16 protein-coding genes and 2 pseudogenes are annotated in these 23,054 nt (G+C 57.1%); 11 read left to right on the forward strand and 7 right to left on the reverse strand.

Annotated elements, in window-relative coordinates; genetic code table 11:
- Positions 1-102: 102 nt before the first annotated feature.
- Entirely contained in the window at positions 103-873 is a 771-nt protein-coding gene (locus tag LQ231_RS24470; protein ID WP_356637478.1) for a LuxR family transcriptional regulator, read from the reverse strand.
- A gap of 86 nt (positions 874-959) precedes the next feature.
- Between LQ231_RS24470 and LQ231_RS24475 the strand changes: the two genes are divergently transcribed.
- The 4 genes and pseudogenes from LQ231_RS24475 to LQ231_RS24490 all read left to right on the forward strand — a co-directional run.
- Positions 960-2,132, forward strand: coding sequence for an MFS transporter (locus LQ231_RS24475; RefSeq protein ID WP_230174640.1), 1,173 nt, complete (start codon positions 960-962; stop codon positions 2,130-2,132).
- 376 nt (positions 2,133-2,508) lie between these two features.
- Positions 2,509-3,633, forward strand: coding sequence for an NAD(P)/FAD-dependent oxidoreductase (locus LQ231_RS24480; protein ID WP_230174641.1), 1,125 nt, complete (start codon positions 2,509-2,511; stop codon positions 3,631-3,633).
- A complete protein-coding gene (locus tag LQ231_RS24485) occupies positions 3,630-4,196 on the forward strand; it encodes an NAD(P)H-dependent oxidoreductase (protein WP_230174642.1) in 567 nt (188 codons plus the stop codon). Before LQ231_RS24480 ends, LQ231_RS24485 begins: the two co-directional genes overlap by 4 nt.
- 461 nt (positions 4,197-4,657) lie before the next feature.
- Positions 4,658-4,744 (forward strand): annotated as a pseudogene (locus LQ231_RS24490) (transposase domain-containing protein); the annotation flags it as partial.
- A 1,081-nt stretch (positions 4,745-5,825) separates the two neighbouring features.
- On the opposite strand, the gene LQ231_RS24495 reads toward LQ231_RS24490, so the two are convergent.
- Positions 5,826-6,077: a zinc ribbon domain-containing protein gene (locus tag LQ231_RS24495; RefSeq protein WP_230174644.1), complete on the reverse strand. Its 252-nt coding sequence runs from the start codon at positions 6,075-6,077 to the stop codon at positions 5,826-5,828.
- Positions 6,078-6,347: 270 nt separating this feature from the next.
- Between LQ231_RS24495 and LQ231_RS24500 the strand changes: the two genes are divergently transcribed.
- From LQ231_RS24500 to LQ231_RS24510, 3 genes are all read left to right on the forward strand, one after another.
- On the forward strand, positions 6,348-7,199 hold the full coding sequence (locus LQ231_RS24500; RefSeq protein ID WP_230174646.1) for a type IV toxin-antitoxin system AbiEi family antitoxin domain-containing protein: 852 nt from the start codon (positions 6,348-6,350) through the stop codon (positions 7,197-7,199).
- A complete protein-coding gene (locus LQ231_RS24505; protein ID WP_230174648.1) occupies positions 7,186-8,112 on the forward strand; it encodes a nucleotidyl transferase AbiEii/AbiGii toxin family protein in 927 nt (308 codons plus the stop codon). The genes LQ231_RS24500 and LQ231_RS24505 overlap by 14 nt, the downstream gene beginning before the upstream one ends.
- Positions 8,113-8,177: 65 nt before the next feature.
- Positions 8,178-8,594: a hypothetical protein gene (locus LQ231_RS24510; protein ID WP_230174650.1), complete on the forward strand. Its 417-nt coding sequence runs from the start codon at positions 8,178-8,180 to the stop codon at positions 8,592-8,594.
- Between the two features lie 558 nt (positions 8,595-9,152).
- On the opposite strand, the gene LQ231_RS24515 is transcribed toward LQ231_RS24510, so the two are convergent.
- From LQ231_RS24515 to LQ231_RS24525, 3 genes are all read right to left on the reverse strand, one after another.
- Complete coding sequence (locus LQ231_RS24515; protein ID WP_230174652.1) at positions 9,153-10,928, reverse strand: diguanylate cyclase; 1,776 nt, start codon at positions 10,926-10,928, stop codon at positions 9,153-9,155.
- A 515-nt stretch (positions 10,929-11,443) separates the two neighbouring features.
- The gene (locus LQ231_RS24520) at positions 11,444-12,142 is read right to left on the reverse strand and encodes a hypothetical protein (RefSeq protein WP_230174654.1); all 699 of its coding nucleotides are present in this window, start codon (positions 12,140-12,142) and stop codon (positions 11,444-11,446) included.
- Positions 12,143-12,268: 126 nt separating this feature from the next.
- A complete protein-coding gene (locus tag LQ231_RS24525; protein WP_230174656.1) occupies positions 12,269-15,403 on the reverse strand; it encodes a peptidoglycan-binding domain-containing protein in 3,135 nt (1,044 codons plus the stop codon).
- Between the two features lie 168 nt (positions 15,404-15,571).
- Between LQ231_RS24525 and LQ231_RS24530 the strand changes: the two genes are divergently transcribed.
- Positions 15,572-16,375 carry a hypothetical protein gene (locus tag LQ231_RS24530; protein ID WP_230174658.1) on the forward strand — a complete coding sequence of 268 codons (804 nt, stop codon included), beginning with the start codon at positions 15,572-15,574 and terminating at the stop codon, positions 16,373-16,375.
- A gap of 464 nt (positions 16,376-16,839) precedes the next feature.
- On the opposite strand, the gene LQ231_RS24535 is transcribed toward LQ231_RS24530, so the two are convergent.
- The gene (locus tag LQ231_RS24535; protein ID WP_230174660.1) at positions 16,840-17,733 is read right to left on the reverse strand and encodes a LysR family transcriptional regulator; all 894 of its coding nucleotides are present in this window, start codon (positions 17,731-17,733) and stop codon (positions 16,840-16,842) included.
- Between the two features lie 120 nt (positions 17,734-17,853).
- On the opposite strand from LQ231_RS24535, the gene LQ231_RS24540 reads away from it, so the two are divergent.
- Together LQ231_RS24540 and LQ231_RS24545 are read left to right on the forward strand one after the other, a co-directional pair.
- Positions 17,854-18,861: an NAD(P)-dependent alcohol dehydrogenase gene (locus LQ231_RS24540; protein ID WP_230174662.1), complete on the forward strand. Its 1,008-nt coding sequence runs from the start codon at positions 17,854-17,856 to the stop codon at positions 18,859-18,861.
- Positions 18,862-18,891: 30 nt separating this feature from the next.
- Positions 18,892-19,674, forward strand: a complete 783-nt coding sequence (locus LQ231_RS24545) for an NAD(P)H-dependent oxidoreductase (protein ID WP_230174664.1) — start codon at positions 18,892-18,894, stop codon at positions 19,672-19,674.
- A 197-nt stretch (positions 19,675-19,871) separates the two neighbouring features.
- Here LQ231_RS24545 and LQ231_RS24550 read toward each other — a convergent pair.
- Positions 19,872-21,478 (reverse strand): annotated as a pseudogene (locus LQ231_RS24550) (hypothetical protein); the annotation flags it as partial.
- Positions 21,479-21,862: 384 nt separating this feature from the next.
- On the opposite strand from LQ231_RS24550, the gene LQ231_RS24555 reads away from it, so the two are divergent.
- On the forward strand, positions 21,863-22,969 hold the full coding sequence (locus tag LQ231_RS24555) for a Fic family protein (RefSeq protein ID WP_230174665.1): 1,107 nt from the start codon (positions 21,863-21,865) through the stop codon (positions 22,967-22,969).
- Positions 22,970-23,054 lie beyond the last annotated feature (85 nt).

The following is a 23,054-nucleotide window of genomic DNA, read 5'->3' on the forward strand; positions in this document are numbered from 1 at the left end:
GGATTCTTGTCCGTCCCGCGACGCTACCGCAATCTGCAGAATCCTGCAGGTTGACTGACAGCCCCAACAGCGAGCTATCTTTGCTGCTGCAATCACTAAAGATCAGAGGTTTATCAGCTCCAAGTAGGTCGCCTTGGCTACCGCTTGGTGGCTCGTTGACGCAAAAAGCTTTTCTCTTGCTGACCGAAGGTAAAGGCGCACGGAACTCTCTGAGATCCCCAACGCCGCTGCAATCTGTTTGTGAATCTTGCCCGTGGCAAGCAGATGCAGGCACTGCGTCTCTCGCCGCGAAAGCTTCCTTGGGCTGACGCCTTTCCGAAGCCCCGTAATCGCAAACACCGCTTCATGGAGGTAGTGGGAGAGAATATGCAAATCGTTGGTGCTGGTGGCACACAGCCTAAACCAGTCATCCTTGCAAAGATCTGAAGCGACGGAGAAAAATCCCAGTTCCCCATAGGCGCCGCGGACAGGAATCGTCAGCCCGTTTGGCCCTATTCCGTGAAAACGGGCTTCTTCAAAGAAGTGGCGATCCTGCACAGTGCGACCGAGAGAAGACCAGTCTACCGGCAGATGTCCACTGCGAGCGGCCTCTAAAACTGGATCGGTCTCGAAAAAGTGTCGAGCCAAGTATGCCTCGATCCAGGTCGCGGGATAGGTCGTGAAATACAGTGGGTAGCCCGTGTCCCGAGTGCCACTGCGGGCAACGAGGAAGGACATGTGTGAGAGCTCGTAGCGCACGCTGATTTCGAAGATCACCGGAGTTAGATCTTCCGGGGCCTTTGCAGATCTTATGTCAGATAACGACAAGGCTAGTCTCATCAACTGTCCGATCCAGTGCCAGATGTTCGTAGGCCATCTCTGCCCGTGCCGCATGGCCATTGCAGAGAAGGGCGGGAATAGCCGGGATACTAGGGGAGATATCCGTGGCTTCAAATCTGCCAAAAGGATGGTTGGGGCGTGTGAGCAAGCATGAAACGCATGGAATAGTCTTTCTTGTCATGGGGGCGGGGCTCGTGACCCTTGCCAGGGCAATGACGCTGTCTTTCCTTGCCATCAAGTTGCACCGGACCTTCGCTCTGGATCCTGCAACTATTGGATTTCTACTGGGCTTGGGACCGCTGATCGGTGCCTTTGTCGTGCCCTTTGCAGGATCTCTCTCAGACAGGACAGGTCGCAAGGCGGCGTTGTCGCTTATCCTGATTGTACTCGCCCTTGCGACGGTCGCATTGGGAATTGCAGAAACAGTCGTGGCATTCTGTCTTGCCCAATGCGTTGCGGCCGTCGCAATAGCGGTCTACGGGCCGATTTCACGCGCCCTGATGAGCGACATGTGTGCCGAGTCCGCTCGCCTGAAGTACTTCTCCTGGCGCTACACGGCATCAAACATGGGTTGGGCGATTGGTCCGCTCTTGGGAATTGCGGCAGGTGTCGTCTCCACGCCTCTCTTTCTTTCCGCAGCAGCTGTCTACGCGACGTTGGCGCTCGCGTTGCAGCTGTTGGTCCTGCCACCCATGATTGGTGCCGGCGATGACATCTCTTTCAGACCAGCCCAGGTGACTGAAAGTCTGAAGGCTGCCATGCAAGACCCTCGGCTACTCTTCTTTATCGGCGGCGGCACGGCGCTTGTTGCAGTCTATGGGCAGTGGACTGCAACCTTGGCCCCGTACCTTGCCCGCGACATTGGCGGCGGTGTTGAAATCTTTGCCTATCTGGTTTCGGTCAACGGCATCGTCGTCTTGAGCGGAAACCCGCTTGCGCGCCGTTTTATCGAACGTCGAGGCGCACTGAGCGCTCTCGTCATCGGGGCCTTTCTGTTGGTGGTCAGCCAGATCGGGTTTTCAGTTTCGGTCGACCTTGCGGGTTTCATAATATCGATGGTCGCGTTCACCATTGGCGAAATTCTCGTTGTCCCTTCGGAGTATGTGCTGGTCGACGGCATATCGAGATCAGGCAACCGTGGAAGCTATTATGGAGCCCATTCCTTTTCGACCATTGGCAGCTTTATCGGCCCGACGCTTGGCGGCGCTGTACTTGGCACACTTGGGGGAACTGCGATGTTTCTTCTGTTTGCCGTGTTCGCGACTGTCGGCGCGATTTTCTATGCAGCCGGCAAGGCGTCGTCACAATGGTAGAGTGGCGCGGTTGAACCCGAAATCGGGTTTGGCTTCCATTGGTAGCAGCGCTGCTCTTACGAAAGCGCATGTTTCTCAAAAAGACTGCACCTACATTGGACCAGGAGGGTCAAGTCCTCTCAATCATAGGCGGGACTGGGTCGACGGCCAGCCAGACCCCGATTTAGCGCCCATCGTCTCCATCGATGAAACCGGTCCGAGCACCAAAATGGCTTGGCTTCGCGGACGGCGACTCTACAGAGAGCTATGCCGCGCCCGATCTCAAACAGGCACGTGAGTATGACGGCATTCACCGTTGCATTACGCTGCCATCTTATATATAGGACCCTATATAAAATGAATGACGCACTGTTCCGATGCGGATGGGAGGTAAGTTGTGATCACCATAATCGGTGCCGGAATTGCCGGTCCCCTACTCGCATACATGCTCCACAAGGGTGGGGTTGAGTGTACCGTTCTCGAGGCTGACCACGGGCTCGATGCGCGTCACCAGGGTGGCATGCTCAATCTCAATGAGAGGACAGGGCAGGCGGCTTTGCGAAACGCTGGCCTGTATGAGTCCGTGCTCAATCATGTTCTGCCTGGAGGCGACGCTATCCGTCTCCTCAATCGCGATGGAGAACTTCTTTTCTACAACAGGGGGAACGGGAGCCGACCCGAGATCGACCGCGGCACATTGCGTCGTCTGATCGTCGGGGCCCTACCCAACAATATCATCCAATGGAACCGAACCGTCCGCGCAATTGAGCGCGATGATCGGGGTTTTAAAATCACGATGGACGACAACTCAGTCACCCATACGGACGCCGTCATTGGCGCGGATGGTGCCTGGTCTCACGTTCGCTCGCTTCTCACGGACCAAAGGCCGATCTACTCCGGTATTACCTTTATCGAGATGCGATATCTGAAAGCCACATCCAACCATTCTGTTGCAAAGCGTCTTGTTGGTGATGGCCTGATGTTTGCACTCGCGAAAGGCCAAGGAATTATTGGCCACCGAGAGCCGAACGATGAACTGTGCGTCTACGCCGCTCTAAGCCTGCCGGAGGAGATGGCCCGCGAACGGATGAGCAGGGATGTATTGCTCGATCATTTCAACGGATGGGGATCGGACTATCATTCCATGCTCTCCAGAAGCGATGGCGCGTTGGTGCCAAGGCCGATCTACGCTGTGCAGGCAGGGAAATACTGGTCTTGCTCGCACGGTGTCACGCTCGTCGGTGACGCGGCTCATCTGATGTCTCCCTTTGCCGGAGAGGGTGTCAATCTCGCCATGGCTGATGCAAGCGACTTGGCGACCGCAATACTTGCTCATCCTGACAACCTTGATGCCGCGTTCGCCGACTACGAGGCGAAAATGTTTGAGCGCAGCACGCCCCATCAGGAGAAGTCAGCCTCCAATCTTGCTCTCGCATTTGCCGATGATGCGCCCAGAGGCTTCCTCGACTTCTTTGAGAGCATCAGCAAGCATCCACGACAGACACACGGAGCAGCCGAATGATCGAAATAGCTGTCATTACCGGAACAACACGTCCTGGAACAAAAGCGCCTGCTGTTGCCGATTGGGTGACAGGGCATGCGCAAAACCGTACCGATCTGCACGTCACAACCCTGGACATCAGCGCATTTGATCTACCGATGCTCGATGAGCCAATTCCGCCGGCCCGTGGTTCGTATTCACATGATCACACCAGGCGGTGGTCAGAAGCCATTTCGAGGTTCGACGGATTCATCTTCGTAACGCCCGAGTATAATCACGGCCCAGCACCTGCGCTGATAAATGCCATCGACTATCTGTTCAAGGAATGGGCTGACAAAGCTGCCGCATTTGTTAGCTATGGGGCTCAGGCGAACGGCGTCCGCGCCGTGGAGCCGTTGCGCTCAATCCTGGCAGCATTGAACGTGGCAACGATCGCCAACCACGTTGACCTCTCGATATTTAGCGATTTCGAGCAGTTCTCCAGACCGGTTCCGGCAGAAAAAAAGCTGAAGGAACTCGACGCATTGTTGGACCAGTTAGTGAAATGGGCAAAGGCCCTTCGCACAGTTCGCATCGCAACCTGAAAAAGAAACCGCCTCGCGGTCGAACCTAAGACTTTTGGATCCACTATCAGCTGTGTCAATGAGACCGGAGCGAAAAGTTGTTTCTGCTTGCCAGAGCAGGTGGAGCCGCAAAGTACGCTCCGACATCTGAAGCGAAACTCTTTGAGAAACCAGAAAGGCTTTTCGAAACGCCATCATCAGAGCTTCAGGTTCGAATCTCATCTAGAGCGCCATTTGCGAACAAAACTGGGAACTCCTGCCGGAGATATCCCGCCGCCCATCACCATTCGTTCCAGAATAGACTTCCTGCCGTGGATGCGGATTTCCGTGTCATCGACTTCGGCTCCGTCGATGGTGGCGCGGAGATAGGCGCGGCGGAAGGGGATGGGGCCGTTCGCGACGTTGTCGCGCATCAAATTGGCGAAGGCGCTGATTTTCTCTTCGGTGATGCGGGTTTCCGGGCGTAGTTCTGCGAACGCACGGCCTACCTGACCACGACGCTCACCGCCATCGTAAACGACCACAAGCAGAGCCGGATCGTGGAACTCCTGCCTTGGAACTACAAATAACAGCACTTCCTAAGCACTGCCGTTCAGGGAAAGCAGACGGACAATCTTAATTTTCCCCTTCACCTGTCACTAACCGGCCGATGTCATATTGCCTGGGTTTCGGAGGGCAATGCATGTTGCGAACAGTCGTGAATGTTATCATCGAGATGATGTATTTGTTCGCCTACTACAGTGTCGCTGGCCCGCGTGCTTTTCTATTTTGGGTCGGTATCGCCGGGGTTTTCGGATCATTGCTATCTGCAGCGCTGGCTACGGTGCCTGTTTACACGGTTATTCTCGTGGTTCTGGCGACTACTGTTGCGCGTCCATGGATCATCCTACGACGGCGCCTCCGCAAGCCTCCAAGAAGCTCATATGAGATCGGCTCAGCTCTCGTATCGCCCAGAGGCCGCTAAACTGTCTTTAAGATCGAGCCCACGATGTTTTCACTTGCCGGGCATTGATGGTCCTCCAACGCCTCACCAGGCATCAGTCAAGGTGCGAGGCAATCGGCGCTCATTGTTGGACAGGCGTAAGATGTATCTAAACGGCCCCCCGCCGCGATTATCGTCGCCACTATATCGAGGACATGGATTTGAAAAATTGGTTTCGAAAGTGGGCGGCGATCGTAGGATTCTCCCTTCTAGGCCCGACATTTCTTGCCTATTCAGTTACGTCTTTCCTTCATGGAGAGCTGCCTGGCAGACGTGGATCATCCATCACTAGCGCTGATGCCCCATACCTCTTCTATCCCCTTGCATTGGCACTGGTCTTCGGTTCGGCGCTCATGGCGTACCTGAGTGTTATGTTTGTTGTCGGGTATGTTCGCGGGCGATCACAGCGCGAGAAATGAACATCCGCCAATGCCTCGGAGTTGCCATGCCCGCGATGTTCCAGCCTTCGGCAGGCATCACACCCCGCGGTCAAGGTAAAAGCAAACAGCGCGTGCAGATAAGCCGACATTGGACAACGTGGGAGCAGAACACCGGTTACCGCTCTGTCTTCAGGGCGGAAACCCTTTCCTTCAGCGTTGGATCAGAGAAATCGGCAATGCCGTTCTCGATCGCTTGATAGAGACGCGATAGGCGACCTTCGGCGTCGGTCAGCTTATTCTGAAGGCAGTCATACGATGGGTATGATCTTCTGACCGTGAAGCCTGCCGTTCCAGAAGGCCGCCGAGGATGGCTCGTACACGATCCGGCTTGAACAGGGTTTCGGCGAGCCGATCCGTCACAAGCTTGTCGAGCTTGTCCATGGGGATCGAGCGGCCCTTGCAGGCGGACTTGCCCTTTTGAGCGCAGGTCGCGCAGGTATAGTACCGGTAGCGCCCGGACTTGCCGGTGCGAAGCGTCATGCCGCCGCCGCAACTGGCGCAGGTTGCTATGCCTGTGAGCAGGATGGGGCCGGTGACCACCCTTGGCGGGGTAACCTTGGGATTTCGGGCTTTAAGCCGGGCCTGCACCATGTCGAAGAGTACCGGTGCGATGATCGGCTCCAGACGAAGCAGGCCTAATTGCCATAAGATCGACGGTTTGAGAAAGGCGATAAATGTGGCCTTCAGGTTTACAAATATTGATAAATATAAACTTGACCATGGGTTTGAGAAGCACCTATAATATAAACCATGAGTAAAGAATTTTCAGGAAAGCTAAACCAGCTACAGCGCGAGCTACCCGAGGGTCTTCTCGTGGACTCGGCGTGGCTGAAGGCGCGCGGCTACTCCGCGCAGCTGTGCCGTAAGTACGTCACAGCAGGTTGGCTGGAGAGACTGGCACACGGCGTCTACCGCAAGCCCGGCGGCAAGCTTCTATGGGAGCACGTCGTCATATCACTGCAAACCCTGCTTATGAAGCCCCTGCTGGTCGGCGGTGGAACAGCGCTCACGCTTCACGGTTTCTCCCACTATCTCAGACGAGAAGAGAAAGAGGTTCATCTCTACGGCCCGGAGGACGCGCCCACCTGGCTAAACAAGTTGCCGCTCCCTATCAAATTCGTCTCTCACAATAGTGGCGCGCTGTTTCGCAATGAGCCGATCCATTTCGGGCTAACCAGTCTTGGCTGGAACCTGAAAGAGAGCAGCCAAGCCGGCGGCAAAAACCCGCATGGCGCGTCGTTCCGCGTCATGCCGTGGGGACAGTGGGACTGGCCGCTGACGCTATCGACCCCGGAGCGCGCGATCCTTGAAATGCTGGACGGGCTACCGGCCCACGAGAGCTTCGATCAGGCCGACAAGATCATGGAAGGGCTCGCGACACTCAGTCCCCGGAGGCTGCAAAAGCTGCTGCTTGACTGCAAGAGCATCAAGGTCAAGCGCCTGTTCTTCTTCTTCGCGGACCGCCATAACCATCCCTGGCGAAAGCATCTCGACAAGAACGCCGTCAATCTGGGAACCGGCAAGCGAATGCTCGTGCCGGGCGGGCGCCTTGACCCCACCTACCTGATCACCGTCCCGGAGGAATTGTATGCCGGTCAATGAACGGTACCGCCAGCAGGTCGCCCTGCTGATACAGACAATCCCCGCTGTCGCGGAGGAGAAGGACTTCGCCCTCAAGGGCGGTACCGCCATCAATCTGTTTGTCCGCGACATGGCGCGCCTGTCGGTCGATATCGACCTGACATTCCTGCCCGTCATGCCGCGTGATGAATCGCTGGCCGCCATCGAGGCGGCCTTGCTGCGGATCAAGGAGCGGATCGAGGAGAGCATCAAGGGCGCCCGCGCCCATGAGAGCCGCCAGAATGACGGCAGTCTCACCCGCCTTGTCGTTCAGGACAAGAACCGCACGCAGATCAAGATCGAGGTGACGCCCGTCCTGCGCGGCAGTGTTTTTGCCCCTGAAATGAGGGCCGTGTCGGCGGCCGTCGAGGATGAGTTCGGCTTCGCGGAGATGCAGGTCGTATCGTTCCCTGATCTGTATGCGGGCAAGATCATGGCCGCCCTCGACCGCCAGCATCCGCGCGATCTCTTCGATATCAGGGACCTGCTGGCCAACGAGGGAATCACGGACGAACTTCGCCAGGCCTTCATCGTCTATCTGATCAGCCACGGGCGGCCGATCGGAGAGGTGATCACCTCAGCGCAGAAGGACATCGCGGCGGAGTACGATAAGAACTTCGACGGGATGACGGAAACCGCCGTTCCGCTGGAAGAGCTATATGCGGCGCGCGCGCGGTTGGTCGAAATCCTTATCGACGACATGCCAGTGGAGCACCGGGAATTCCTGGCCGAATTCAAGAAGGGAGCGCCGGACTGGGAAAAGCTGGGCGTAGCGGGCGCGGCGGACCTACCGGCCGTGAAATTTAAGCAGCTTAATCTCGATAAGCTCAAGATGGATGTTCGCGAGGCGCTTGTCGAAAGGCTTTCGAAGCTTCTCGGAATCGCCGATGGCTGAGGCCGCGGCTGGAGGCGTTGTCAGCATTATCAGTGTTCGAAATTCACGGCGGTGAGAGGTTTGGGATGGATCGGCTTTCAATGGCGTCCGCGCTGGTGGCGCGGGCCAAGGCACACAAGGAATGGATTGGCGATGATCACGGTGACCGCTATGAGTTCGCCATGCAGACCGGCGTGGTCTCGGACGAGATGCAGATCGTGGTCAAGGAACTCCTCGATCATCTCCGCGCGGCGCTTGATTATTGCGCGCATCAGGTAGTCGTTCGTGATGCTGATAAGATGGTGATCGAATGGCCAAGAGCGGTCGCCGTGATGGCCATGCGCCGCGTATCTCGCGCGGCGAAAAGCGTAGCGAGCGTCGGCCCCGGCGGGGCCGTGAGCATGATTTCGAGAGGGAGAGGTAATGCAGGGTGGCTCTGTGCTTTTCTGCGGTGTTACCAGATTTTGAGGGCTCGGGAAGCTAACACCACAACAGAAGAATAGTCGTAGTAAAATTCAGAAAATGGCTTCAAAACATATTATTAACACTATTTACGTGAAACCGCGCGGCATATAAAACTTGAACATTAACGGCATAATTGACTTTATAAGACACAGCATAATATACTTGTAATGGCGCAACATAAAAAACTTGATGTGACCCACCATGGCTACCCCCAATGAAAAGCTCGCTGACTGTCTAAGCGCCCTGCAGGAGTTGCAACGCGGGGGAAGACGCATATTCAAATCGAGTGACATGAGCCGCGTTCACCGCGAGCGGCTCCTGCAACATGGGTTCCTGCGTGATGTCATCAAAGGATGGCTCATGTCTACCGGGCCGCAGGCGCAGCCCGGCGACACCACGCCCTGGTATGCCTCTAATCGAACAGGTGTGACGCAGACGGACTAGCGAACTCGATATTGCCGACGTGGTCGACGGAGATGATCGCGAGGTCCGTGGCCTGCTCAAACCGCGCCGCCGTTGTCAACATCTGCCGCCTGGCCCCGATTTTCGACGACGACTTGGTTGTCCTAAAACCCATATCTACGACTGACGAATGACTATGCTGCAGCTCTGCGACTTTCGGCCGCCCCGCCATCCAGCACGACACGGTTTCGCCCTCCTGACTTTGCGGCGTAGAGCGCGGTGTCGGCCAGGTGGATGACATCTTCCAGATCTCGTGCAGCATTAGACCCCAAAGCGCAGCCAACACTGGTGGTAAACCGAATCTGATGCCCCTCGGACATGACCACCGTGCGCGCAATCTGTTCGCGCAGTCGATCGGCCATCATCGCAGCAGACTCCTCATCCGTCTCCCGCAGCAGAACGACAAACTCCTCACCCCCGAACCTAGCCACTTTGTCCGTCGTTCGGATGCCGGCGCTGATGATCTCGCCCATCTTCCGAATCACGTCGTCGCCAGCAGCGTGACCGAACGTATCGTTAATGCGCTTGAAGTGATCGATGTCGAACATAAGGATACTGAATCCCCTGTCGTAGCGCTTGAAGTAGTTCCAAGCGTCTTCAGCGAAAGGGAGGAAAGCTCGGCGGTTCAAGAGCCCTGTCAGCCCATCCGTGTCCGCTAAGATTTGAAGGGCATGGAAGTCCGCGCCATAGCGCATGATCTTTTCCTCAACTTCCTTCTTCTGTTCCTCTACTTCGCGCTGGAGAGTGGTGATGGTGGCCGCATCGGACATTTGGACGCTCTCAGCAGCTCCAACCCGCCGCAACAGCGAACGGATGGCCGCCGACAGCTTGAGAATATCCTGTGATCCGTTCTGGCGCTCTACGCTGGTTACGTTGCGCTGACGTCCAATCAGATCCAGGCTATCGGCGAGCGCTTTCAAGGGATTGGTCACCGATCCGGCAAGAGCCCAGGCGATAGCAGACGCCAAAGCTGCAACAATCCCACCGATCAGAAGTATCTGCAGCACAAGCCGATTTGCGGGTGCGTAGATAACGGAAACTGGCATGCGGGCGACGACGGCCCATCCAAGGCCGGGATAGTCTCCCTGACCGCGAGTGGTAACCACGGCAGCAAGCATCGGTGCGTCACCCGATGGGTCTGTGAAAAGCGCGCCGTTCGATTTTGCGGCCTCAGACAGAATTGAGGGCTCGACCTTGTGATCAGCAGGTCCAATCAACAAACTTCCATCGCGGGCGGCCACCCAAAGGTCTGCAGAACTCTCCTCGTTTTGACTGGTCAGAACTGTCTGGCGAACGTCGTCCGCCCATGTCCAACTCATATGAGCGCCGAGGACCCCTGCAAGCTCTTGCTTGCTGTTGAAGACCGGCATGGCGACGTCGACGAAGCGGAACGGAGCCTGATCGGTCGAGGTGCGCAAAAGCTTGTCTAGCAGCTTTGCATCATGAACATCTTCCACCGTCGGCTTCTCCAGCCCGCTGATGAACCAGGGGCGCTGCGCAACCGAGACCCCTTCTAGCATGCCTTTTGTGCTTGCATGAACGATGCCGTCGGGGGTCGCAAAACCCAGCCAAGCGTACTCTGGCAAGCTCGCTTGGAGTTGCTCGAGGATTTCACGGGTTGCAGGTGCATCCTTGCTCCAGACTTCTTGGAGAGGACCCAGATTGGCTATGTTCTGGATTTCACGATAGCGCTCGAACATGTGCTGGTCGAGCCGATCAGCCATGGCGCGGGCAAGGGTATGAAGTTTTTCGTTAGCGTTGGCTTGTGCTTCGGTTTTTGCGACCATAGCGGCTCCGGTCGCAGCGATGCCCACGGCCGCGATGCAGGTCGCAGCTGTCACAATGGCCACCTGAAGGCGGATTGTCATCTTGTTTCGAACGTTCTGGAACGACCATTGGCTGAACGGCATGCGATATCTCCTGCCATAACTTTGGGCTAGAGCTTATCAAGGGGCGGTTACTGTCCGGCTAAGTAACAGCCGTAAAAAAGCGTTAAATTTCTCGTAAGGACGATCGCTCATGCTGCGGATCATGGTTCAGGATTGGCCGCGCGCTTGGCGGCTTGTCCGATATTCGCAGGAACCGCTCTTCGCCACCGCCCCGATCATACAGTCTATGCGGTTTCAGCCTGCTAGCGAAGAAATGTGGGACTAGGCCCGACCGAACTCGCTCTCAGACCCGGCGACCTGATCGAGGTCCAGGCCGACCCGAGTCAGGTCGTCCCGCGTTGTCGTGTGAACACCCTTTGCTAGAGCAAGGATGCTACTCGTCATTGCTGCAATGTATCGGCTCCGATTATTCTGATGGGCTCCCGACAGCACGTGTTCCGCGGCCGCTTGCCCGCATATCTATTCCGTCACTCCGGGAGCGAATACCTGCTCCACGTTCGCAGTCCGATCTTGTCAGATAGGAATGCGCAGATCCGCTATCGAGCTCGCAACAGCGCGACGGTACCTTCTGCGTCCTCACCAACACGTTCATAATTGAATTGTTTGCCGCCAAGCCACCGCAAGCGGCAAGATGATCCCATTTGACAATAGTCACTTGGTTCACCGGGACGGTTCATCTGAAAATTACCATCTGGATTGAATTTCTCAACGCGCGCCAATAGCGCGCCATCACGGTCGCAGAACTCCTGGCCAGCACGGAGTGTCAAAACTGGGAGATCCTTGATCGTCTGAATGGATATGCACCCGGCCGACTTGAAGACATCCGCCCCATCAATCGAAACCTGAATGGAGTTTCCAGCTTGCGTTGGCAAAGAAGCAATACGTCGTTCAACGATCTGAAGAGCGACCCGCTCGACATCCTGGAGGGTTAGTCCAGATTGCGCCGTTGTTGTTCCGGAAGGACCCGGAGGACCTGGTTCTCCACGTGGCCCTTGCGGGCCGGCTTCCCCAGGGTCGCCCTTCGGACCGGGGACTCCCCGTGAGCCGGCCACCGCGCTATTCTGTGTTTTTTGCAGGATATCGTGCAGCTGCACGATCTGGCCACGCAGGTTCTGAATTTCTGCTTTAGCTGCTTCGAAGTCGGTCGCATACTTGGCCACGGTGTAGCCAATCCCGAGCACTGACACCACTGTGATGGCGCCAGCAGAGGCCTTCATGAAAATGCTTTCTGTCACGGTATTCCCCGGTTCAAGGAGGTGATTTAGGAATAGGACCGCCGGCGTGGAGGTCACAAGAGGTTCGGTACCCATTGCACCTAGCCCAATGCACCTCCGGCTTTCGTTTGCCGGGAACGTACGACGCTATTGGCTCACCCAACGGCTCTCGAACGAACTGCCGGTCTGCCAGGTTTGTAGACCTGTGCTGGCCGTCTCACAGGGCAAGGTGATCGGATCACGGCGCATTTCGAACTCGTTATCGATGAGGTAGCCAAGAACGAAGCAGGCGTCCGAGTATTCGCCGCGGACTGCATTCTTTGTCGTAACCGAGGTTTTGATGACTACTGCTTCAAGCCGGCGACCCTGCCAATCGGCCGTACCATAGTCGACCAGCTCGTCATTGTACCGGTCGACCACCCAACCATTTGAGCTTCGCTCGGACCGCCAGCTAGCCAAATCAGGGAACAGCGCCGCAATCTGCGCCAGAGCGTCAGGATCACTATTCGTGAACCGTTTGCTGAACTCGGCGATATCGTTGTAGGCTGCACGAGACTCCTGCGAATAGCGATCGCGAAGCTCCGCCTGCGCCTTGGCGCGCACGACCGCGGCCTCTTCGCTTTTGACCTTCAATGCCGCGGCTTCGGCTTCCAACTCCTGACGCCGAGCGGCGATCTCGCGTTGCTTTTCTTCTTCCGAACGAAGTGAGAGTGCTCTGCCTTCTTCGACCAACTGATCGTCGATCCAGATGGGTGCCACTGAATAGGAGGCGTTGATTTTCTGGAGACCTTCCAGGAGACGAGCCATGTCTCCCTCGCCGGCGTAGATTGCGCCGCAAGACTGCTTTTGTACACCCGCGAATGCCCGATCCAGGCTCAACGTGGCGAAATCTGCATATTGCGGAAGGACGCGCTCGAGATCCTGAGCACGGATGGCCAGCGCCCTCTGATGAAACTCGACTTCTGCCGGATCGAGCACGAGGCACAGCTGCCGTGATGCGTTTTCGAAGCGCAGGAAACCAAAGCCGGTTCGCACCTTGCCTAGCACTTCAGTGCGGATTGTTTCCGCCAGTTGGCCATCGTTCTCAGCCGACTGACCGACATCGGACCAAAGTATCGCCTTTACGACTTTGAGGTCGCCTCGCTCGAAGGCATCGACGATGGGTTGAACGTCCAGAACGTTCTGTTTCAGGAAAGCGCCACGCTCAATGACGACCACGTCGCTCTTCGCCGCTGTGGCAGCCGTGCAAAAGCCCTGAGGCGCTATGGACTGGCCACCGAATGACCTAAGAGCGGGAACGACGTGATCCCGAAGCGGCAGCTCGGTGGTGGTGTTGGAAATCCAACACGCATCGACCTTGCCGGCATCGAAGGTCGTGTTTCCAACCAGATCCACCAGCAGGTGCGGTGCCTGTGCGGTGAAGTTTCCAAGAATGAGGACATCGTTTCGCTCGCCTTCCAGCAGCGCGCGATTGCTGTCGGTGACAGCCAACCCATTGGTCGCCTGCTGCACATCGGATTTCACCGGCGCATTTTCTTCGTAGACGAATGCGGCGAGATCAGTGTTGAGATCGAGCCGCTCGATTTCCAGCTTCGCGGTCTTCTGCATATTGAAGATCTGCTCATACTGGCCCGAATTCTGAGCCTCGTTCAGCTTCTCCTGAAGCAGGAGAAGATCGTTTACGGAGTCATCCAGCAGGTTCTTTGCGACGAAACTCTCCACGAAGGCAGAGGTTCGACGAAGCTCCGCCACGGCGGTCGTGCGTGCATTGACCTGGGCTACTTCGCTCGCCTTCTGCTTTTCGGTCAGGAATTTCTGGAAGTCTGGCTCGTTCTTCAGAAGATCCTCGGTGAATACCAAAGCCTGTTCGATGGTATTCACGTCCTTGGAGCCATTCAGCTGGCGCAGACGTACCAACGCTTTGGCTACGTCGAGAGGTTTCGCGATGCTGCGTTTGGCTTCGGTGAATGACGCTATGTCAGCCAAGAGGCCGGTCATACGTTCATGCGCGGCCGCTAGAGCCAGGCGTTGCTGCTCTTCAAGCGCCGCCTTGCGTTTCTCTTCCTGCTCCTTTGCAGCCTTGTCTTCGGCAATTTTTTGTTCGGTGGCGGCAATGGTCTGAAGCTGTTGTACGGCCACAGAGGTGTCGCTTTGTGCAGGAAGTGCGCATTGCTGTGCCGCATCAGACCAAGATTGACCAACGATCGCGAGCCCGCAATCAAGTTGGTTCAGGACATGCCGCACCTTCGCCTGTTCTACCAGGAATGTGGAAGCATCCGATGGCGTGGCACCGGCGGCACCATCGACCGACGCCACGTCGGTGCCAGAACCATTTGAAGCTTTCTCCATTTTGGCCAGCTGCTGCTCGAACCGTTCTCTCAGCTGTTCAAAAGTAAGCTTGATCGCGTCGTCGTTGGCGCCGGCAGCAACTGCCTTCAGGCAGAGATCCGCAGAGGCCGCGTCATTGTCGCCCGCGGCTGACTGTTTGCACAGGTCGAATGCTGCGGTCGCCGCGGCTTTGTCTGCCTTGTGTTTGTCATACGATGCCTTGTCGGCATGGCCGGAGGCCCGGAAATCAACATATGTCGCACGATCATAGAAGCCCGCCTGTTTCGCGGCCTCAAACTCCGATCGTTCGGAGAATCCATTTTCAGCGGCGATGCGGAAGTCGGCCGAGTTCACGAAGCCGGACAGCTTGTAGGCCTTGTATTGATCGTGGCTTTTGAAGCCCTCTTGGCGAGCAACGGCAAAGTCCTGTGCGTTGCTGAAGCCGCCATCTCGTGCGGCGATAAAGTCCTCGCGGTTCTCAAACCCAGCGTCTGATCCGGCTCGCAGCTCTGCAGAGCTTCGGAAGCCGCGATCAGCCAATTGTTCAATCTCGGCGATCGTATAGTCATCGAGTGTGATGCTGCCGGCGCCGAAAGCCTGAGTGAAGGCAACTTCGGCCTTCTGGGTTCCGGGACCACGGTCGCCATCGATCTTTGACGAATAGAACCCGAGCTTGGAAAGAGCGGTCTGCAGACGCTTCACAAGCGCGATTTCTTTACGGCGCTCTTGATCGATCCTCGCCTGCTCTTCGCGGCGGACCGCCTGCTGCTGTTGGCGATACACTCGCTGCTCAGCATCGCGTTGACGGCGCTCCTGCTGATTGTGCATGTCCTGTTCAATCATACGTCCCATCAGATTGATCACGCCGCCAAAGTCTTGCGAGTAGCCATGGGCTACTCCAAGGCTCACAGAAAACAGGCACGTGCAACAGAACAGCTTGGTCCGCGTCAGCATAGTTTTATTCCCCCAAATCGCCCGATCAGGATCGTATGCAACCGTATGATCCTAATGCAATGGGAAAATTCTACTTACGCGTTAATTGCGGAGGTTTGCGTTTGAATTCAGTGATAGAAAGTCCGCAGATACCTAAAAAAGTTATACCAGCTGCTGTTGGAGACCAAATTGCCTGTTAGCCATTTTCATGATCTGCGCTTTCTGGCCCATCCCAATTTTCAGGGAGCGGCCGAGGTCTTTGGCCGTATGCAGACCGCACCGAAATTTGTGTTTTCGCGAGAGGTGATAGAGTGGCTCGTGGAGCATTCCGCCGAATATGCTCATGCCGTCGCTGTCGCTATCAACGCGGGCCGCAGCGAACTTCCATACGAAACCATGCTTATCGAATGGCAGGACAATTCGGAAGGGCGCATATTCTGGCTGATAGAGGGAACGGGAGCGAACACTTATCGCATTTGGCCAGCCTTCCATTACTCCCGCGCTAGCCGGGACCTTGTGTTCGCTGATCACTTCCCAGCTTCGTTTACTTCTGAGGGAGAAGCTTTCGTTCAGCGATACAATGGTTTAGTCCCGTCACCGTTCACGTACACATTCATCAACTCCTACGCCCCAACGGCGGGAATAGCTCTTTGCCTGGCAATGACACTGCATGTCCGGGGCATCGTAACGCGAGAGTCTGCCACGATCAGCCCGAAGCTCGACGCTGCGCGGATTAAGAGGGGTAAACCACCGATCACCAAAGATTATGTCACGGTGCATATCGGATATACTACCGACCGGCATGGAAAGCAGCACGCTTATGAAGAGGGTCGAGGCCATGTAAAGCCGCATGTGCGGTCCGGCCACTATAAGAACCAAGCAGTCGGTCCTGGTCGGCAGGATCGCAAGAGGATCTGGATCAATGCGTATCTGGTCAACTACGGCCCTGGCACGACGATCGATGCACCGCCGCAGTATCTAGTCGTACCCTGAACCAGCGAAATGTGTGTACGTCCAGTCCCACATCGACAGTGTCCAACTGGGAGACAGTTAGCAGTCGTTTAGGGTGCAACAGCAGCGGCTAAACGACATCCGGCCCAACTGCCCGCGATTCTGAAGAGCAAGTAGCTGCCGCAATTGGGAAAATTGATTTAGATGTGGCTGCTTAACAGCGGGTCGCTGGTTCAGGTCTCTTCAAGGCGAGTGAGAGCGGTCGAAAACACAACGGTTTCCGGACATTTGCTTTCCGCACATCATTCCTGCCAGTCGCCGCCCTGGATCGGGTGACGTAAAGATTGACTTTGTCGGTGTCAGGAAATCGGACGGGGCAGTTGAAAGATGGGCCGCTGGTGGCTGGGTGCGGTTGGAAGGGGAGTGACACCCCAAGGCTTTGCAATCCCGTCCATTGGGATCGCGTTTTGGTAAAGGGCCTAGTCGCTTACAAGTTGAGGAGAGCGTCATACCAGTGCAGCGAGCCGGTCACGCAGCCAGCTTTGTGCTGGATGGTTGGTGGTCCGGTCGTGCCAGATACTGGCGATGGCAAAGCCGGGTATGTGGAGCGGCGGTTCTAGCACCTGCACCCGGTCTGACCAACCGTCTGCGATCCGACGTGGAATCACCGCGATCATATCGGATCGTGACACGATCTCCGGCACGATCAGGAAGCCCGACGTGGACAAGGCAACGGTACGACGGCGGCCGATCGCCTCAAGCGCCGCATCGGTAGGTCCGGCAAAGCCCCCGCCCAGTTTTGAAACGACGACGTGGTCCAGCGCGCAGAACAAGTCCAGATCAAGGACGCCGTGCAGGGCCGGATGCCCCTGTCGCGCGACGACCACATACTCCTCCTCGTATAGCCGGCGCTGGCGCATCGCCGCCGGCGCTTCTTCGGGCCTTGCCAAGGCCAGATCCACCTCGCCACGCTCCAACTGTGTCGTGAGTGCCATCACATCGAGCGTCCGCCAGGCGACGCGAACCATCGGCGCCTCAGCCCGCAAAACAACCGAGTAGCGCGCCAGCAGCGCATACTGGACGTAGTCGCTCGCCGCGATCGCCACGGTTGCGCGCAAGGTCTCCGGATTGATCGGCGCTCCTTGCTCAACGACGCGACGAACACCCTCCAGTGCCTCGTGCAGTGGCTCCATCAGCTCGAGTGCCCGCTGGGTCAGAACCATCCCGCGCTGGCCCGGGATCAGGAGCGGATCACCGAATGCATCGCGGAGTCTTGCCAGCCGTGCCGACAAAGCAGGCTGGCTGAGGTTCAGCCGGCTCGCGGCGCGTGTGACGTTGCGCTCAGTAAGCAGGGTCTCAAGCGTCACGAGAAGTCCGAGATCGAGGTTCCTGGTATCCATCGTGTCGATAACAACACGTAAAACGTTCGATTTCAATACTCAAGGTGGTTGGGCTACTTAAGCTAGGAGCAGGTCAGATCCTGCGGTGCCACAATCGACGACACGGATACCAGTTCGCCTATGAAAGCTATCAAGGCTTATCCGCAGCAGGGGCTCGACGGCCTGATTCTGGTGGATCTCCCCGACCCCGGCGAACCCGGACCGGACGCCATCCGCGTGCGTGTGCATGCCACCTCCTTGAACTTCCACGACCGAGGCGTGGTGACAGGACGGCAGCCGGCCGCCGATGGACGTATCCCGATGGCGGATGGCGCCGGGGTGGTGGAGGCGGTCGGTTCCAAGGTCACGGAGTTCAAGCCCGGTGACCATGTCGTATCCACCTTCTTTCCGACATGGTTGGACGGCGAGGCCGCCCTCGCCGACTTCGCCACCACGCCGGGCGACGGGATCGACGGCTACGCCCGGGAAGTCGTGGTGGCGCCGGCCACCTCATTCACGCACGCGCCGGCCGGCTGGAGCCACGCCGCGGCAGCGACCCTGACCACGGCCGGCGTGACCGCCTGGCGAGCCTTAGTGGTCAACGGCGGCCTCAAGGCCGGCGACAGCGTGTTGATCCTCGGCACGGGCGGCGTGTCGATCTTCGCGTTGCAGATCGCGCGGGCCATGGGAGCCACGGTCATCGCGACTTCCTCCTCCGACGAGAAGCTGGAGCGGCTTCGCACGATGGGCGCTGCGCACGTCATCAACTATCGCGAGGACGAGAACTGGGGCGACCGGGTGCGCGACCTGACAGGCGGCACGGGGGTGGACCATGTCGTGGAGGTAGGCGGCCCAGGCACCCTGACGCAGTCGATTAAGGCCGCACGCGTCGGCGGACACATCTCTTTGATCGGCGTGCTGACCGGGAGGGCGGGCGATGTGCCAACAGCCATGCTCATGGCGCGGCAGCAACGGCTCCAAGGCCTGATCGTCGGCAGTCGCCGGCACCAATTGGACCTGATCCGCGGTATCGACGCGGTCCACAGCCACCCAGTGATCGACCGCTCCTTTCCGCTCGCCGAACTCGCCGACGCCTTCCGGCTCCAGGAGACTGGCGGCCACTTCGGCAAGATCGTCGTCGAATACTGACAACCCCCCAACTATCAAGAAGAGATTATCATGAAAGTTCTCATTGTTTACGCACACCCTGAACCCACTTCGCTGACGCGGCAGATGGTCGACGTGACCGCTGAGACGTTGTCGGCAGCGGGACACACCGTGATCCATTCCGACCTCTACGGCATGAAGTGGAAGGCGGTGTACGACGCCGATGACTTTCCAGTGCGCGACAACCCTGAACGGCTGTCGTTCATCATGGAGTCAGGCCATGCTTACGGAAGCGGACATCAGACGCCCGACGTGATCGCTGAGCAGCAGAAGCTGCTCGCGGCCGATGCTGTGATCCTGCAATTCCCGCTGTGGTGGTACGGCGTGCCCGCGATCCTGAAGGGCTGGATCGAGCGGGTCTATGCCTTCGGCTTTGCCTACGGCTATCAGAATGGCTCCAACGAGTTCCGCTTTGGCGAAGGCATTCTCAAGGGCAAACGAGCGCTGGTCAACGTGCAGGCAGGCGGCCCATCGGCCGACTATGGCCCGCGGGGTATCAACGGGCCGATCGAGCAACTGCTGTTCCCGCTGACTCATGGCGCGCTGTTTTACCCCGGTATGGACGTGCTCCCGACGCACGCGGTCTATGGCGCGGGTCACGTTTCCACGGCGGAGGAAGTGCAGGCGATTAAGGCAGCATGGCGTGTGCGCCTCGCCGGGCTATTCGCCGACACGCCAATTCCCTTCCGGTCGCAAAACGGCGGCGACTTCCCCGATCGCCACACCATGGCCGACCACGTTGCGCCAGGCCAGACCGGCCTCGCCGCGCACCTTGCCGATCTGGCCGACGCATAAAGTGTAATGCCGATGTCGGTCGATCATGGCCGCCCGAGGCGGCGGCTACCTCTTTGATCCACGCGCCACACAGAAGCTCCGCCGCACCATCGACGCGGGCGTTGGATACGGGGTGGCGCTTGAGGGGATCAGCGCTTCCGAGGTTATCAGGACTTAGGGAGCCTGATTGGTTCTCGTCGGGCAGGCGGGCTATTTCCATAGTGTCCACGGGGGCAGACACGAAGTTGGCGAAGGTTCTTCTGTCTGAGCCCAAGGTGCAGGCCCAACCGAAGCAATAGGAATGATCTAACGGCTTCGGCGGCCGGTCGTGGATATCTCTTCTCATCCGGCATGTGTCTCACGATCTCGTCCGTGATCTTTCGATATTCCGCTCGCGGGCTGTCCGCTTCAAGTACACACATGATCGGTTCAAATGGATCGCGATGCACGCGCATCACTCGCTGGATCTCCTTGGAACGGTTAGCGGCATGTCGGTGAAACGCATCACAGGCGCCATGCCAATCGCGAGCCGCGAAATCGATTTCTTCCTGCTCAATCAAGCCCGCAATGGGCCTGAGATTCCGAAGCAGCTCCGGATGCTGCCGGATCCAGCCGACGTCCGCGCGAGATAGGGCTTGGGCGACCATCAGCATGTCTTCTTCCCACTTGGTGTAGAAGCCACGTCGCTGTTCCCGCCACTGCAGATACCAGTCCCAAACGCCAGGGAAGACGAGAAGGCCGAAGCTTAACTGGCTGACTGGCACACCGAAACCCTTCACGACACCGTTTGGCTAGGCAGCAAGCGCACCAAACATCAAGCCGAGGTGCTCAATCTTCTGGGAGGCCGTTTCTTCACCCCAGACGCCGTTCCGTTGGAACCCAATCGCCGTCAGCGTCGAAGTCTTGAAGCGGATGAGATCAGCCATTTCCATGGCAAGTCTCGGCGGTGCGTCGACAATGCCGGAGAGCAGATCAGGGTCATCAAGTTCTGCGGCAACGTTTTGACTGGTGCCGGCCGCCGATGCCAATGACCGAGAGGAAAGAAAACTGCTGCATAGGTGACGCCGGGAAATCGGATGGCATATCGCTGCTTGCTGGCCGCCGCCTGATAGCGGCGATATTCCGTAGAGCCGGAAATGATCACCCGGCGCACCCAATCGAGGATCTCCTCGCGCTTGGTAAAGGGCAGGCTGTTGAAGTCTTCGGGCAGGTGCAGTGAAATCCGTCGACGCTCAGCTGGGCTGATGTCACCGAGATCGTGACCATACAGCGAGCGTGCCTGATGCGGCAGTTTCTCTTTGAAATATCCCTCTGAAAGTCGATAGCGTCGCTCGATGCGGCGGAGGATGTTGAAACTGGCAACAGATCGGGGCACGCGCTCTCCGTGGATCCAGGATAGCAGCGTCTTGTTGTCGAAGGTCTCATTCAGATGAACAACGGCGCGGTAAAGCTGCCAATAGGTGTCGCCGAACCGACGCATATGGTAGACCAATGCATCCTGAAAACTCGCCGGGTCCTCTGTCGCTTCAAATAGTGCTTCTGGGAAAGGGCTTATCGGTTTTGGTGCTGGGCCGGGCGATGTTGACGCAGACCGGACAAAGGTGCCAGCGATCGCCGCGCGTTGTGGCTGTCGGGCGGAGCGTGCGGAAGCTGCCTTCTTGGCGGGCGTCATTTTACCCGTGCTAACTGTCGGCTTTGGTGGTCGTCGTTCTTCGGTAGCTGGTGGTGCGCCGAGCCAGCGGATGATTGCATCCAAGCCTGGCCGGACCTGCTTTTTGAGTTCTGCCGTTAACTCGGCTTCGATCCCACCGGCCTGACCGATCATCTTCCAGTCGATATGGCCATTCAGAAGCGGGGGCGATTTGCGGTAGATGATCTAACTGGCCAGATAGGGCCGTATGTTTTCGAACACCCGCCTGGATACGACTGGAGCGATACGAAGCTCGCAGAATTTCGAAATTTTTCGCTGAAAATGTCGTGATGAAAGGTCGTGTTTGGTCATGCTTATTCCTTTTCGCTCGGCACCAGTGCCGAGGGCGAGCGGAAATAGGGGGCGCCCATTAACAAAATATGTTTAGGGCAAGAGGTTAGCTGTCGATCGCTGCTTCTGGAATGGAGAGCTGCAGATTGTGGTGCTGAGCAATAGACGGGCTTGCAATAGCTCATTTTCAGCAATAATTATGAGCTATAGAGAGGGATTCTATAACTCATGAAATGGAACTGGCAAAACACTGGCTGGCCAAACTTCAGATACGACACCGCAAGCCTGATATCGTTGGAGCAGAAATTCTTGCAGTCCGCCGGCGAGGTTATCGGTGCTGTTCGACATTTCAACGATGACGACAGCAACCAACTTCGCATTGAGTTGCTGAGCGACGAAGCGGTCAAGACCTCAGAGATTGAGGGGGAATTTCTGGACCGCGTGAGTGTCCAGTCATCACTCCGCCGGCAGTTCGGGCTAAACACTGATGATAGACAGATCCGCCCCCAAGAGCGGGGGATCGCCGAGATGATGGCGGATGTCTATCGAAGTTGGCATAGGCCGCTGTGTCATGAGGGACTGTTCCACTGGCATTCAATGCTGATGGCCGGAAACCGATATATTGAAACGGTTGGTGCTTACCGCACGCATGAAGACGCCATGCAGATTGTATCGGGTCGATTGGACAAACCCACTATCCACTTCGAGGCTCCCCCATCTCGCCAGGTTGCCGCTGAGATCGAGACCTTCAGCACATGGTTCAATCAATCCGGGCCAGATGGTCAAACGTCGCTTCAAGCTTTGACGCGCGCCGCAGTAGGACACCTTTACTTTGAAAGCATACATCCATTTGAGGATGGCAACGGCCGAATTGGACGCGCGCTCGCCGAGAAATCCCTGGCGCAAAACATAGGGCAGCCAAGCCTCATTTCACTCGCCTTCACAATCGAGAAGCGCCGGAAGGCCTATTACTCAGAGCTTGAGCGGCACCAGCGCACGCTTGATATCACCGACTGGGTCATTTTCTTTTCAGAAACTATCCTGGATGCTCAACAGGCGACGCTAGAGCGCGTAGATTTCTTCATCCAGAAAGCAAAGTTCTATGATCGTTTTCGGGACAAGCTGAACGAGCGGCAAGAAAAGGTAGTCGCGCGCATCTTCAAGGAAGGCACGGCTGGCTTCAAGGGAGGTCTAAGTGCCGAAAACTATATCTCGATCACAGATACATCCCGCGCTACAGCAACACGCGACCTTCAGCAACTCGTGGAGATCGGTGCACTGACGCGTACGGGTGAACGTCGGCATACTCGGTACTCACTGTCATTGCAGAAATAATTCGCTACCACTCCAATGAACACCACCATAGTCATTATCTAGGCGAACGGCTGTTCGATTCCTTTCAAGAGCTTAAAAACCTGAC

It is taken from the genome of Rhizobium sp. CECT 9324 (assembly GCF_918741265.1).
Lineage (GTDB): Bacteria > Pseudomonadota > Alphaproteobacteria > Rhizobiales > Rhizobiaceae > Allorhizobium.

What these genes read in the sequence shown, in the direction of transcription:
- LQ231_RS24470 (WP_356637478.1), bottom strand. Translation starts at nt 873, where the DNA reads ATGCGGCACGGGCAGAGATGGCCTACGAACATCTGGCACTGGATCGGA.
- LQ231_RS24485 (WP_230174642.1), top strand. Translation starts at nt 3,630, where the DNA reads ATGATCGAAATAGCTGTCATTACCGGAACAACACGTCCTGGAACAAAA.
- LQ231_RS24495 (WP_230174644.1), bottom strand. Translation starts at nt 6,077, where the DNA reads ATGACGCTTCGCACCGGCAAGTCCGGGCGCTACCGGTACTATACCTGC.
- LQ231_RS24500 (WP_230174646.1), top strand. Translation starts at nt 6,348, where the DNA reads ATGAGTAAAGAATTTTCAGGAAAGCTAAACCAGCTACAGCGCGAGCTA.
- LQ231_RS24505 (WP_230174648.1), top strand. Translation starts at nt 7,186, where the DNA reads ATGCCGGTCAATGAACGGTACCGCCAGCAGGTCGCCCTGCTGATACAG.
- LQ231_RS24510 (WP_230174650.1), top strand. Translation starts at nt 8,178, where the DNA reads ATGGATCGGCTTTCAATGGCGTCCGCGCTGGTGGCGCGGGCCAAGGCA.
- LQ231_RS24515 (WP_230174652.1), bottom strand. Translation starts at nt 10,928, where the DNA reads ATGCCGTTCAGCCAATGGTCGTTCCAGAACGTTCGAAACAAGATGACA.
- LQ231_RS24525 (WP_230174656.1), bottom strand. Translation starts at nt 15,403, where the DNA reads ATGCTGACGCGGACCAAGCTGTTCTGTTGCACGTGCCTGTTTTCTGTG.
- LQ231_RS24535 (WP_230174660.1), bottom strand. Translation starts at nt 17,733, where the DNA reads ATGGATACCAGGAACCTCGATCTCGGACTTCTCGTGACGCTTGAGACC.
- LQ231_RS24540 (WP_230174662.1), top strand. Translation starts at nt 17,854, where the DNA reads ATGAAAGCTATCAAGGCTTATCCGCAGCAGGGGCTCGACGGCCTGATT.
- LQ231_RS24545 (WP_230174664.1), top strand. Translation starts at nt 18,892, where the DNA reads ATGAAAGTTCTCATTGTTTACGCACACCCTGAACCCACTTCGCTGACG.
- LQ231_RS24555 (WP_230174665.1), top strand. Translation starts at nt 21,863, where the DNA reads ATGAAATGGAACTGGCAAAACACTGGCTGGCCAAACTTCAGATACGAC.